This is a genomic window from Mesorhizobium sp. B283B1A, assembly GCF_020165735.1.
Lineage (GTDB): Bacteria > Pseudomonadota > Alphaproteobacteria > Rhizobiales > Rhizobiaceae > Mesorhizobium > Mesorhizobium opportunistum.
Genome location: NZ_JAIUIQ010000059.1, coordinates 1 through 11,390 on the forward strand (window position 1 = coordinate 1; position 11,390 = coordinate 11,390).

An 11,390-nucleotide genomic window follows, 5' to 3' on the forward strand; every position below is an offset into this window, starting at 1 on the left:
AAACCCGAGCCGAAAACCCCTCCGTATTGCCCTTGCCTTCTCCTCTCACGCCCGGAGATCAATAACGCAACGGGCCCGCAAGGGGAGAAGGAAAGGCAGGCACCTCGCTCACCCCTGCCCGGGATACGGCGTGCCGTCCTTTTGCAAAAATCGTCCGTCGGAACTCGGGCTCATCATGTCGATGTCGGAGCAGGTGATGACGTCATCCGGGTTGCGCGAGCCGATCTCCAAATATCGCGCGGTCGCGGACGACCGGTTGATCATGTGGTGGCCGTTGCCGCTGTTCTTGGCGAAGGCAGCACTATCGCCCGCCCGGAGCAGCGTCTCGCCGCCATCCTCGACCAGCGTCAGTTCGCCTTCCAGCACATAGACGAACTCATCCTCATGGCTGTGCCAATGGCGCTGGCTCGACCAGCCGCCGGGCGGGAGTGTCATCAAATTGACGCCGAAATCGGTGAGCCCGCCGGCGTCACCCAGGCGACGGCGCGTGCGCGTGGCGCAGGGCGCGTCGAAGGGTGCGGGGTAGCCTGAGCCTTGGCGGACGGGCACGGTGGCGAGGTCGATCTTGGGCATGGATGCTTCCTCGGGGATTATGGCGGCTAGTCTAATGCGCCGCCGGCGCAGGCACAAAGCCATCTCGGCGGCGCTTGGTTGCCAAGGACTAGCATCCGCCGTCAGTGCTCTACGGCGCCCCCCTCTGTCCTGCCGGACATCTCCCCCTCAAGTGGGGAGATGGCAGCTTTGCCGACGCGCCATTCTTTTAAACATCGAGGACTGGCGAAGCCCGGGATGATGGCCGATCTCCCCACTTGAGGGGGAGATGTCCGGCAGGACAGAGGGGGGCCTCGTAGGGTACCGACCATGGACCGTTCGCGGACTCCATGCACCGCCGCCCCGCCCCCCTAATGACAACACCCATACTGCAGCTGTTCATCCCAGTTCGGCCTTCCCCCAGGGGTAAAATCCATCAGGTTCCACAGGATCTCGCAGGTGCCGATGGCGCGCGGGTCCTGGCCGGGGTCGGTCGGCGCGAAGCCGAGTTCGGACGACCAGAAATGGCGGATAGCGTCACCATCGCGGTGGAACACCGAGAGCAGCGGGAGCTGCGCGCCATCGGCGGTCTCCGCATTGTAGTCGCGCTTGAAGCTGTTGTTGGCCGACGACACCAGCCGCATGTTCCTCCAGCCACGGTCGCGGCCGAGCGTCACCAGGTTTTCCAGCCCGGTCTTGGCCACCACCGCGAAGTTGAAACCGGCGGCCTCGAGATGCCCGACCGCGCCGTCGAACTGGTCGAGCAGCGCCGTGCAGGATGGGCATGGCTGGTCCGGCCGGGCGAGCTTGGCCGTGCCGCCGCTGGTGGCGACATCGCGCGTTTCCTGCGGATGGCGGGGAAACATCATTTGATAGAGGATGAGGGTGTCCTTCCCAGGCGCGAACAGCTCCGACAGTTTGACCTTGGCCGGCCTGCCATCGGCATCTAGCGCATCGAACACGTAGTCTTGGCGGATCAGCCCGCCCGGCGGCAGCGCGCGGCGTGCCTCGGCCACGGCTTCCATGGCGCGGCGCAGCTCGATTTCCTTCTTCAAGAGCTTTTCGCGAGCGGTGCGGTATCTGGCGGATTCGTTGGGAAAGGTGATCATGGTGGGCTCCTTGCGTCGTAGCGCCGGCGTCCCGGCGCGGTTGCTCTGCGACCCAAGGACGTTTTGCGACGACCGGTCCCGACAATTTGTACGGGGCGGCATACCAATGTATCTGTTCGCCACCGCGCGCCGGGGACATCCATGCAAGAAGACGACGAGATCGACCTGCGCTGCCCGCAAGTGGTGGCCGACAACGCCGCCAAGGGCCTCCGGCTGCGCCAGCAGTTCGGCCGTGGCGCCACCGAGATCGGTGTCGCGCGGGCGACAGAACTGAAGAACCGCGAGAAGCTCGCCCCTTCCACCATCCGGCGCATGGTCAGCTACTTCGCCCGCCACGAGGTCGACAAGCGGGGCAAGAACTACGGCAACGAGCAAAACCCCTCGGCAGGCCACATCGCCTGGCTGCTGTGGGGCGGCGACGAGGGCCGCGCCTGGGCACTGGAGCTCAAGAAGAAGATCGGCAACGCACCCGATATCTGACCGACAACCGGGCCGTCACCCCTGATCGGCAGAGCCGTCATCCCTGATCGGCAGAGCCGTCATCCCTGATGCGCGGCGGCCAGTTCCTTCACATGCTTTTCGTGCATCTTCAGCACCGGCAGCGTCTTCTTGGCAAACTCCTTCATCGTCGGGTCGTCGCCCGACTTGGCGTAGGTGCTGAACAGCGCGACCGCCTGCTTGTGCGCTTCGCTCTGCATCATGATGTATTTTGTGTCGAAATCCTTGCCGCTCGCGCCCTTCAGTTCGTCGAGCATCCGCTGCTCCTTGGGCTGCAGCGCCGGTCCGGCCGGCTTGATCGAAGCCGTGGTCTGGCCCTGGCTCAGCGCCGTTTTGAAATCCTCGCCGGCCTTGGTGTGGTCCTTGATCATCTGGCCTGCGAAGGCCTTGACGCCGGCCGATGCGGATTTCTGCTCGGCCAGCTTGCTCGACTGGATTTCGAACGCGTTGGCGTTGGGCACGGTGGTGACGAAGGTCTGGGTGTCGACCTTGCTGTCGGCCACCAGCGGCGCGACTTCGGTGGATTTGGTGCCGTTCGTTTGCGCAAGGGCTGCCGGCGCGCAGGCCAGCAAGGCTGCGGCGGTCGCGGTCAGAAGCGTTTTCATCTGAAATCTCCGATCCGGAATGGTCCCTCTGCCAACTCAACGCCGCACGAGCCGTGCGGTTCGCCTCGATCGACAAATCGTTGTCGATCGATCGGCCTCACCCCCTCACCCCTTGACCCCGCCGGCGGTCAGGCCGGAGACGATCTTGCGCTGGAAGATCAGCACCAGCACCACCAGCGGCACGGTGACGATCACCGACGCGGCCATGATGTTGCCCCAGGGGATCTCGAACTGCGAATTGCCCGACAGCAGCGCGATGGCCACCGGCACGGTGCGCTGCGCATTGTTGGAGGTGAAGGTCAGCGCAAACAGGAATTCGTTCCACGCACCGATGAAGGCGAGCAGCCCGGTGGTCGCCAGCGCCGGCCACATCAGCGGCAGGAAGATCCGCGTGATGATGATCCAGGGCGTCGCGCCGTCGAGGATCGCCGCCTCCTCGACCTCGACCGGCAGGTCACGCACGAAGGCGGTGAGCACCCAGACGGTGAACGGCAGCGTGAAGATCATGTAGGAAAAGATCAACGCGAACAGCGAATTGTAGAGGCCGAACAGGCGTACCAGTTCGAACAGCCCGGCCAGCACCGCCACCTGCGGAAACATCGACACCGACAGGATGGCGAACAGCAGGGCCGAGCGGCCACGGAAGCGGATGCGCGCCAGCGCGTATGCCGCGGTGACCCCCAGGAACAGGGAGAGTGCCACGACCGCGCCCGAGACGACCAGCGAATTCACCAAATTGCGCACGAAGCTGCCCTCGGTCAGCACGTTGCGGTAGTTGGCCAGGCTGAACGTCTTTGGCCAGAGATCGGCCTGGAACAGCTCGGTACCCGATTTCAGGCTGGTGACGATGGCGTAGTAGAACGGGAACACCGCGACGAAGACGATTACCCCAACCAGCAGGTAAAAAGCCCCGCGTTTCAGGAACCACATCTCAGCGGCCTCCATCCAGGCTGACGCGGCCGATCCGGATGGTGGCGATGGTGAGCAGGGCCAGGATCAGGAAGAGCAGCGTCGAGGCGGCCGATCCGTAGGCGAACTTGTCGAACTCGAACAGGTTCTCGCGGGCGAACACCGACATCGACTTGGTGTGCACATTGTTGGGCGTCAGCACATAGATCAGGTCGAAGATGCGCAGCGCATCGAGCGCGCGGAAGATCACCGCCACCATCACCGCCGGGCGGATCAGCGGCAAGGTCACCCGCCAGAAGATCTGCCATGGATTGGCGCCGTCGAGCTTGGCGACCTCGATGATCTCGCGCGGCAGCATCTGCAATGCGGCCAGGATCAGCAGCGTCATGAACGGCGTCGACTTCCAGATGTCGACGATCAATACCGCCGCCATCGCGGTTTCAGCACTGGCCGTCCAGGCGATCTTGCCGTCGATCAGGCCGAAATTGATCAGCACGACATTGATGATGCCGAACTGGTCGTTCAGCATCCACTGCCACATCTTGGCCGAGACGATGGTCGGGATCGCCCAGGGGATCAGGATCGCCGCCCTGACGATGCCGCGGCCCGGGAATTCGGCATTGAGCACCAGCGCCACGATCATGCCGAGGATCGTCTCGCAACTCACCGAAATCGCCGCGAAGCGCACCGTATTCCAGACGGCGCGCCACCACACCGGATCGACCAGCAGGCCGTCATAGAGGACGCGGCCGCTCGGCATTGTGAACACCGAGAAATAATTGGCAAAGCCGACCCACTGGCGCGCGTCGAGATCGGCCAGCGAGGCGTCGGTGAAGCTGAAATAGACCGTGCGGGCAAGCGGCCAGCCGGCCGCAGCGGCCAGCACTAGAAGCATCGGCGCCAGGAACAGCCACGCCGAGCGAACGCGCTGTGCCATCAGCCGCGAGCGCGGACGCTGGGCCTGGCTGGCGCCTGCCGGCTCCGCGCTCACCAGCCGTGGCCCTTCAGCCTGGTCAGCGTCGCTTCGAGATCGGCCAGATTGTCAGCGGCGGCGCCGTCGCCCGACAGCGTGTTGTGAACGGCATTCCAGAACTGGCTCGATGCCTCGTTGTACTTGATCCCTGTCGCGGACGAGGGACGCGGCACGGCATTGAGAAATATCTGCTTCCAGTGCGGAACGATCGGCTGCTCCCTGGCGATGTCGGCATCGTCATAGAGCGACTGGATGGTCGGCAGGTTGGATGTCTTCAGCGTGCGGTATTTCTGCATCGCCGGCGAGGCGATGAACTTGACCAGCTCGATTGCCGCGTCCGGATGCTTTGAATATTTGGACACCGCGAGGTTCCAGCCGCCGAGCGTCGCGACCGGCCGTGCGCCTTCGCCCGTGCCGGCCGGCAGTGGCGCCACGTCGAACTTGCCCTTGATCGGCGACCCCTCGCCGTTGCCGAGCGCATAGGCATAGGGCCAGTTGCGCATGAAGACCGCGTTGCCTGTCTGCCAGACGCCGCGCGATTCCTCTTCCTGGTAGGCAAGCACGCCGGGCGGCGCGATGGTTCCGATCCAGCCCCTGGCCATGTCGAGCGCCGCCGCCGCTTTGGGATTGTTGATGGAGACGGTGCCGTCCGGCTCGATGATCTGGCCGCCGCCATTCGACATCACCCATTCGAGCGCGTTGCAGGTCAGCCCCTCATAGGCATTGCCCTGGAAGACGAAGCCCCAGATATCGCGATTGCCGGCGGCACGTTCCTTGTCCATCACCAGCTGCGCGGTATCGCCCAACTCCTTCCAGGTGGCCGGCACCTTGGCGCCGTATTTGTCGAGGAGATCCTTGCGGTAGTAGAGCGCCGGGGCATCGGTGAAGATCGGCAGCGCGACGAGCTTGCCGTTGACGGTCTGCGACTGGATGATCGAGGGGAAATGCGCGCCCACGACATCCCGCGTCGCCGCGGTCAAATCCACGAGCTGGCTGGCGAGCTGCGGCGCCCAGATGACATCGGTTTGGTAGATGTCGATGTCGCTGTTTCCGGCGGCAAGCCACAGCCGGTACTGGCCGAACTGGTCGGTCCCGGACGACGGCATGACGACGATAGAGACCTTGTTGCCGCTTTCTTTCTCGTAGCGGTCGAGGATTTCGCGCAGCACCTTGATGCCGTTGCCGGTGTCGCCCGACACGATCGACAAATCGACGGCCCGCACTGGAACGGTTCCCAGCATGACGGTGACCGCCAACGCCAGAAATGCATGGAAAAGCTTCACGATGGGGGATCTCCATGCTGGCGACGCGGATACGCCGGCAGCTCGTCAGGCCCCACCGTTCAATGAATGCAAAGCGACGCTTTGGGTTCCCTGGCCATCGCGGCCAACCAGCGATCGGGCCGATCGGAAGCTAGCCCTCCCAGGCGACAGGCATCATCCCCAGCCGCTCATAAAGCCGCACGGCGGCGGCGTTCTCGACCGTGTTGGTCTTGAGATCGACATGGTCGGCGCCGCGATCGCGAAAGGCGGAGAAGACGTGCCACATCAGTGCTTCCGCTATGCCCCGGGCGCGCGCCTCGGGATGGACGGCGAGATCCTTGACGAAAGCGCGCGTCCAGCAAAGCGCCGCCGCCGCCAGCCGGCCCTTGGCGTCGATGACAAGGAAACAAAGCGCGGGGTCGAATTCGGGATCACCGGATATGCGCGGCCACCATTCGTCGAACGGACCGTCGGCGCCGTCGTCGAACACGTCGCCGAGCAGCGCATGCAGGGGCAGCGCGTCACCGGGCTCAAACGAGCGCATGGTGAAACCCTGCGGCCAGTGCGGTACAACGAGCGTCTCGTCGAGGATCTTGCGCAGCCGGATGTCGTCAGGGGCCGGTGGGCGCGGTTCAGGCATGACGCTCAGGCGTCGGGCTGCAGGCGCTGCCGCTTGCGGTCGGTGCCGAGGCCCGTCGCCTCGAGCAAGCCCTTGCGCTTGGCGTCGAAATAATAGCCGGTCTGGTAGAGCCAGTCGGCCTTCTTGGCATTGCCGTCCGAGACCAGCCAGGCGCCACGCAGATATTTGACCGCGTATTTGAGGTTGGTCTCGGCATCGAACAGGCCCTTGGCCGGTCCGTCATAGCCCATGCCGCGCGCCGTCGCGTGCTTGATCTGCATCAGGCCCCAATGGCCATTGTTGTAGGCCTTGGGATTGAATGTGCTTTCGCGGTTGACGACATGGCGCACAAGATCCACCGGCACCTGGTAAAGGGCGGCGTATTTGACGATCAGCCGGTCGACGTCACCGCGCATGCCTGTGTGCTCTTCCTGCGCCGGAGCGGCCGGGTCGACCGGCGCGGACGGGAACTGCACCAGGGCAGCCGGATTCTGCGGCACGACATAGGCCACCTGCTGCACGCCGGGCATGGTTTTCAGGCCACCCTTGGCGACTGCGGGCACGACGAGCCCCGCGGTCGTGTATATCTCTGCCGCCTTGGCCGATTGGCCGGCCTTGGACTCCTGACCTGCCTTGGACGGGGGCGGCGCCTGCCAGGCATTGGCGGTCATCACCGCGGGCACGGCCGGCGCGGTTGGCGTCGCTCCGGCAAAGGCAGCGGTCGCCGCGGCAGCGGGATCGAGACCCGGCGCGGCCACGCCAGGCGTCAGTTCGGCGGCCTGGACGGGCGTGATGCCAGAGGATTGCGGCAGCACCGAAACCGTGTCCGGCAACGGCACCGTGAAGCCTGCATCGCTGCCGGCAACTTCTGCGGTTTCGGTCAGGGATGGCGCGGCCTTCATCTGCGAGGTCGACGTGCAGCCGCTAAGGCCGGCAGCGGCGACGATCACGCCGATCGCGATAAGGTTCAGTTTTGCTGGCAAGCCGCGCTCGGGTCCGGTTCGTCGGGTGTTAAGAAATCCCTTACACCAGCGATTCAGCACCGGCAATCGGGGCGATCAGGTGGTTTTCGGGTGGCGGGACGCGGGCGGCGATGCCATATTGTTCCTGATATGTACTGGCAGGAATCCCGGATTTCGCCGGTTTGCGGAAAGGAGCGCATCATGGAAACGTCATCTTCGATCACAGCCGGCCACGCAGTGTTAGAAACAGTGATCGGTTTCATGGGCATCGCCTGGAGCGAAAAGGGCCTGATCCGGCTCTGCCTGCCCGAACGCAGCCGCGAAGCGGTGGAGCGGCGGCTGATGCGCCATGCAGGCGTTTCCGCCTCCACGGCCCAGCCGCCATGGGTGGTCGACCTGATCGCTTCGATCAAGGCATATGCCACAGGCGAGGACGTCGATTTCACCAGCGTACCCGTCGATCTCGACGGCGTCGACGATTTCCGCCTCGCCATTTACGACGCGGCGCGAAAGCTCAGCTATGGGCAAACCACCACCTATGGCGAACTCGCCAAGCGCGCCGGCCATGCCGGCCTGCCGCGCGAAACGGGTGCTGCCCTTGGCGCCAATCCGGTGCCGCTGGTCATCCCCTGCCACCGCATCCTGGCCGCCGGCGGCAAGATCGGCGGCTTCTCGGCACCCGGCGGCTCGGTCACCAAGGAAAAGATGCTGGCCATGGAAGGCGTGCGCGTCGGCCCGCCGCCGCCGACGCAGGTCTCGTTCGGCTTCTGAACCGGCGGTCAAGGCAGCACGCAAAGGCTAGATCAGTACATGGGTCGCTTGTTCGCCGGATTGGCCGGCATCGGCTGCATCACGTCCCTGCTCGGCGGTCTTGCCATCCTCGACGCGGAAAATATCCACGATGACGGTCTCCGGCGTGTCGCCCGTCTTCGGCTGGACGACCCTCCGTCATGACAAGGTCGCCTTCGGCGATCACCCGCTTGAAATCCACCTTCTGTTTTGGCCAATGGGCGCTGCCGTTCTCCTCGGAGATTCCTCGATAGTCCGGCGGATCAGATCGATGGTCGGTGCTACGTCAGCCCCACTTCATCTCGCCCTTGGCGACCTTGGATCCGATATCGAGGGCAACGCCCATGCCGAGACCTGGAAAGCGGGCCTCCATGGCTGCCTTTAGCGCTGCGCTGTCGGCCGCCTTGTTCAACTCGTCCTCGAAGGCGAGGAGATAGGATTTGGTGAATTCCACCGCCGAAGGACCGGTCTTGGCATCGGGGGTCATGTGGCCAGGCACCACGACGGCCGGGTGGCGGGCGGCAACAGCATCCAGCGTCTTGATCCAGGCGGCACGGCTTTCCTTGGTCTGCGTGTCGGCGGTCCAGACATGAACACCCGCGAAGATCATCACGCCGCCGAACACGGCATTGAGCGACGGCACGAACAGGTACCGGCGATTGGCTAGTCCTTCTTCGGCATTGACGATCTCGATCGTCTCGCCGTCGATCGTGAGCGTTGGGCCGTCGAAAGCCTCAGGCAAGACGATGTCGGTCAGCGCCTGAGGGCCATTTTCCTTCAATTGCGGGCCCCAGACCGCAAGCTTCTTCTCCACGCTGTCCTTGATGGCTTCGAGCGTGGCTGAAGCAGCGATCACTTTTGCCTCCGGGAAGGCTTCCCGCACCGGCTTCAGGCTGAAGTAATAATCGGGATCGGACTGGCTGACATAGATGGTGGTCAGCTTCTTGCCGGTCGCCTTGATGGCCTCGGCGAGCGCCTTGCCGTCCGGATAGGTGAAGCCGCCATCGATCAACAAGGCCTCGCTCGGCCCGGACAGCAGCACCGGCGCGCGGAAGAAGCCGTTCGGACCCGCCGGGAAATGTTTCCAGTCGAGCTGGCCGCCGGCGGCCTGGCCACGCTCGGCGGATGCGAAAACGGCGGCTGCGCCGAGGGCCAATGACGTCTTCATGATCTGTCTCCTTGTGAACATCGAATAGCTCCTTTGAATGGGATCGGGAGGCGTTGGCATCCGCGCTCCGCCGCTGATTGCGAGAACAGCTCGGAAGGTAGCCCCGTCGGATTAATTGATAAATTCTCTATAATAATACAGACTGTATGCCATAGGATTACAATAAAACCGAAGGCGTTCCCGTGGAACCGATCAACCTCAACCGCCTCGCCTATTTTGCCACCGTCATCGACGCGGGCTCGTTTACCCGGGCAGCCGAGCGGCTTGGGATCACGAAGGCCGTCGTCAGCCAACAGGTCGCCCGCCTTGAAGCCGAACTGCAGACCACGCTTCTCGTGCGCACGACGCGGAGGCTCGAGCCGACCGAAGCAGGCCGCCTTCTGCATGCACGTTGCGTCATGATCCTGCGGGACGTTGAAGAGGCAGTCGCCGAGGTCGGAGAGGGCAACACCGAGGTGGCCGGCGTGCTGCGCGTTTCCGCGTCCAATGATTATGGCGCGATCGTGCTGGCCCCGATCGCCGCCCGCTTTCGGCAGGAATTTCCAGCCTGCGGCGTCGAATTGTTCATTTCCGATGCCATAATTGATCTGATCGGCAGCAAGATGGACCTGTCCATCCGGGTCGGCTGGCTGGAAGATTCCAGCCAGCAGGCGCGCCGCATCGGCACCTTTCGGCAGATCCTGGTTGCTTCACGGGATTTTGCCGCCAGGGTCACGGTGGACGAACCGGAAGATCTTGCTTCCCTGCCGCTCGTTGCCAATTCCGTTCTTCGCAAGCCGTTCACCTGGAGCTTCACCCGAGGCGATGTCGAGCGGCGGACCGTCACCATGCGCGAGACATTCTCCATCAACTCGACACCGGCCGTGCTGGAAGCGACGCTCGCCGGCGGCGGACTGGCGGTCCTGCCGGACTATCTGATCGCCGACTATCTATCGCAGGGTCGCCTCGTCCATATGCTGCCCGACTGGGCGCTGCCCTCCGGCGGCATTCACGTGGTCTACCCGGCCGCGCGCTTTCGCCCGCAAAAGGTGACGCGGTTCGTGTCGATGCTCATGGAACAGATCCGCGAATGAAAGCGCATGCCGCCGAGAGGCGCAGTCGGACAACTGAGCGAAGGCCTCCGCTGCAGTCGATGAGCGGCCTAGTCGTTGTGGAAGAATCGCCGCCGGAAATGCCTTTCATTATCCGGCCGCTTGCAGTTGTAGACCGGACAGGACTTGGTGTCGGCGCTCGGCACATAGGCACGCGTCCTCACCTCGCCCATGGTGCAGAATTGCTGGCTTTGTACATAGCGGTCGTAGAGCGGCAGCCCCGGCACGCGTGTCGACTTGTAGCGCAGGATGACGGCGCCCTGCCGCGCGATCGTCGACTGCACCTTGCCGCAGCTCATATGCGTCGGGTCGTAGCGCGAGATCGCCTGCGCCTCGGCGGCCACCAGCGTCAGGCAGGCGGCAAGCAGAATGGTTTTCATGGTCCTCTCCCCCGATCCGCGATCCTGCGACAGCGCGATCTTCCGCAACGGTTTCACCAGATTGGGGCGGCCGTTGGGCGGCCCCTCGATCACGGCTTTTTCACGCAGTCTTGTTTTTCGTCGGAAAGCAGCCTATATCAGGCCCATTGATATTTCGGCCGATCGATCCGGGCCTCGCGATCTTCGCGTTTGCTGACGTCTATCTCCAAAATCTCGATGCACACCGGCTGGACCTCGGTCCGGTCAAACCAAAGCAAATGCAAGGACTATTTTTATGGCAACTGGAACGGTCAAGTGGTTCAACGCCACCAAGGGCTTCGGCTTCATCCAGCCTGACGCGGGCGGCGCGGACGTTTTCGTCCACATCTCCGCAGTCGAGCGTGCTGGCCTGTCGACCCTGGTCGAAGGCCAGAAGATCAACTTCGAGATCGAGCAGGACCGCCGCACTGGCAAGTCGTCCGCTGGATCTCTGAGCAAGGCAGCCTGATTTTGCG

Annotated in this window: 14 protein-coding genes; 4 read left to right on the top strand and 10 right to left on the bottom strand. The window is 63.8% G+C overall.

Features of this window, described 5'->3' with window-relative positions; translation table 11 throughout:
- Positions 1–108 precede the first annotated feature (108 nt).
- Both LB577_RS30315 and LB577_RS30320 read right to left on the bottom strand, forming a co-directional pair.
- Positions 109–573, bottom strand: a complete 465-nt coding sequence (locus LB577_RS30315; RefSeq protein ID WP_224690099.1) for a cupin domain-containing protein — start codon at positions 571–573, stop codon at positions 109–111.
- A gap of 329 nt (positions 574–902) precedes the next feature.
- A complete protein-coding gene (locus LB577_RS30320) occupies positions 903–1,640 on the bottom strand; it encodes a DUF899 family protein (RefSeq protein WP_224690100.1) in 738 nt (245 codons plus the stop codon).
- A gap of 141 nt (positions 1,641–1,781) precedes the next feature.
- Here LB577_RS30320 and LB577_RS30325 point away from each other — a divergent pair, with 141 nt between their 5' ends.
- Positions 1,782–2,120, top strand: a complete 339-nt coding sequence (locus tag LB577_RS30325) for a hypothetical protein (protein WP_224690101.1) — start codon at positions 1,782–1,784, stop codon at positions 2,118–2,120.
- 59 nt (positions 2,121–2,179) lie between these two features.
- On the opposite strand, the gene LB577_RS30330 is transcribed toward LB577_RS30325, so the two are convergent.
- The 6 genes from LB577_RS30330 to LB577_RS30355 all read right to left on the bottom strand — a co-directional run bounded on the left by LB577_RS30330 (position 2,180) and on the right by LB577_RS30355 (position 7,489).
- Positions 2,180–2,743: a DUF4142 domain-containing protein gene (locus LB577_RS30330; RefSeq protein ID WP_224690102.1), complete on the bottom strand. Its 564-nt coding sequence runs from the start codon at positions 2,741–2,743 to the stop codon at positions 2,180–2,182.
- Positions 2,744–2,848: 105 nt separating this feature from the next.
- Complete coding sequence (locus tag LB577_RS30335; RefSeq protein WP_224690103.1) at positions 2,849–3,673, bottom strand: carbohydrate ABC transporter permease; 825 nt, start codon at positions 3,671–3,673, stop codon at positions 2,849–2,851.
- Between the two features lies 1 nt (position 3,674).
- Positions 3,675–4,589, bottom strand: a complete 915-nt coding sequence (locus LB577_RS30340) for a carbohydrate ABC transporter permease (protein WP_224690128.1) — start codon at positions 4,587–4,589, stop codon at positions 3,675–3,677.
- A 50-nt stretch (positions 4,590–4,639) separates the two neighbouring features.
- The gene (locus LB577_RS30345) at positions 4,640–5,908 is read right to left on the bottom strand and encodes an ABC transporter substrate-binding protein (protein WP_411969359.1); all 1,269 of its coding nucleotides are present in this window, start codon (positions 5,906–5,908) and stop codon (positions 4,640–4,642) included.
- 130 nt (positions 5,909–6,038) lie between these two features.
- On the bottom strand, positions 6,039–6,527 hold the full coding sequence (locus LB577_RS30350) for a GNAT family N-acetyltransferase (RefSeq protein WP_224690104.1): 489 nt from the start codon (positions 6,525–6,527) through the stop codon (positions 6,039–6,041).
- A 5-nt stretch (positions 6,528–6,532) separates the two neighbouring features.
- The gene (locus tag LB577_RS30355) at positions 6,533–7,489 is read right to left on the bottom strand and encodes a lytic transglycosylase domain-containing protein (protein WP_224690105.1); all 957 of its coding nucleotides are present in this window, start codon (positions 7,487–7,489) and stop codon (positions 6,533–6,535) included.
- Positions 7,490–7,669: 180 nt separating this feature from the next.
- Here LB577_RS30355 and LB577_RS30360 point away from each other — a divergent pair, with 180 nt between their 5' ends.
- Positions 7,670–8,239, top strand: coding sequence for a methylated-DNA--[protein]-cysteine S-methyltransferase (locus LB577_RS30360; protein WP_224690106.1), 570 nt, complete (start codon positions 7,670–7,672; stop codon positions 8,237–8,239).
- A gap of 304 nt (positions 8,240–8,543) precedes the next feature.
- On the opposite strand, the gene LB577_RS30365 is transcribed toward LB577_RS30360, so the two are convergent.
- Entirely contained in the window at positions 8,544–9,446 is a 903-nt protein-coding gene (locus LB577_RS30365) for an MBL fold metallo-hydrolase (protein WP_224690107.1), read from the bottom strand.
- Positions 9,447–9,607: 161 nt separating this feature from the next.
- On the opposite strand from LB577_RS30365, the gene LB577_RS30370 reads away from it, so the two are divergent.
- Positions 9,608–10,498: a LysR family transcriptional regulator gene (locus LB577_RS30370; RefSeq protein ID WP_224690108.1), complete on the top strand. Its 891-nt coding sequence runs from the start codon at positions 9,608–9,610 to the stop codon at positions 10,496–10,498.
- A gap of 68 nt (positions 10,499–10,566) precedes the next feature.
- Here the strand turns inward: LB577_RS30370 and LB577_RS30375 are convergent, their stop codons facing one another.
- Positions 10,567–10,896, bottom strand: a complete 330-nt coding sequence (locus LB577_RS30375; protein WP_023779895.1) for a hypothetical protein — start codon at positions 10,894–10,896, stop codon at positions 10,567–10,569.
- Positions 10,897–11,170: 274 nt separating this feature from the next.
- On the opposite strand from LB577_RS30375, the gene LB577_RS30380 reads away from it, so the two are divergent.
- A complete protein-coding gene (locus tag LB577_RS30380; protein WP_010910991.1) occupies positions 11,171–11,383 on the top strand; it encodes a cold-shock protein in 213 nt (70 codons plus the stop codon).
- Positions 11,384–11,390 lie beyond the last annotated feature (7 nt).

What these genes read in the sequence shown, in the direction of transcription:
- LB577_RS30315 (WP_224690099.1), bottom strand. Translation starts at nt 573, where the DNA reads ATGCCCAAGATCGACCTCGCCACCGTGCCCGTCCGCCAAGGCTCAGGC.
- LB577_RS30320 (WP_224690100.1), bottom strand. Translation starts at nt 1,640, where the DNA reads ATGATCACCTTTCCCAACGAATCCGCCAGATACCGCACCGCTCGCGAA.
- LB577_RS30325 (WP_224690101.1), top strand. Translation starts at nt 1,782, where the DNA reads ATGCAAGAAGACGACGAGATCGACCTGCGCTGCCCGCAAGTGGTGGCC.
- LB577_RS30330 (WP_224690102.1), bottom strand. Translation starts at nt 2,743, where the DNA reads ATGAAAACGCTTCTGACCGCGACCGCCGCAGCCTTGCTGGCCTGCGCG.
- LB577_RS30335 (WP_224690103.1), bottom strand. Translation starts at nt 3,673, where the DNA reads ATGTGGTTCCTGAAACGCGGGGCTTTTTACCTGCTGGTTGGGGTAATC.
- LB577_RS30340 (WP_224690128.1), bottom strand. Translation starts at nt 4,589, where the DNA reads ATGGCACAGCGCGTTCGCTCGGCGTGGCTGTTCCTGGCGCCGATGCTT.
- LB577_RS30350 (WP_224690104.1), bottom strand. Translation starts at nt 6,527, where the DNA reads ATGCCTGAACCGCGCCCACCGGCCCCTGACGACATCCGGCTGCGCAAG.
- LB577_RS30360 (WP_224690106.1), top strand. Translation starts at nt 7,670, where the DNA reads ATGGAAACGTCATCTTCGATCACAGCCGGCCACGCAGTGTTAGAAACA.
- LB577_RS30365 (WP_224690107.1), bottom strand. Translation starts at nt 9,446, where the DNA reads ATGTTCACAAGGAGACAGATCATGAAGACGTCATTGGCCCTCGGCGCA.
- LB577_RS30375 (WP_023779895.1), bottom strand. Translation starts at nt 10,896, where the DNA reads ATGAAAACCATTCTGCTTGCCGCCTGCCTGACGCTGGTGGCCGCCGAG.
- LB577_RS30380 (WP_010910991.1), top strand. Translation starts at nt 11,171, where the DNA reads ATGGCAACTGGAACGGTCAAGTGGTTCAACGCCACCAAGGGCTTCGGC.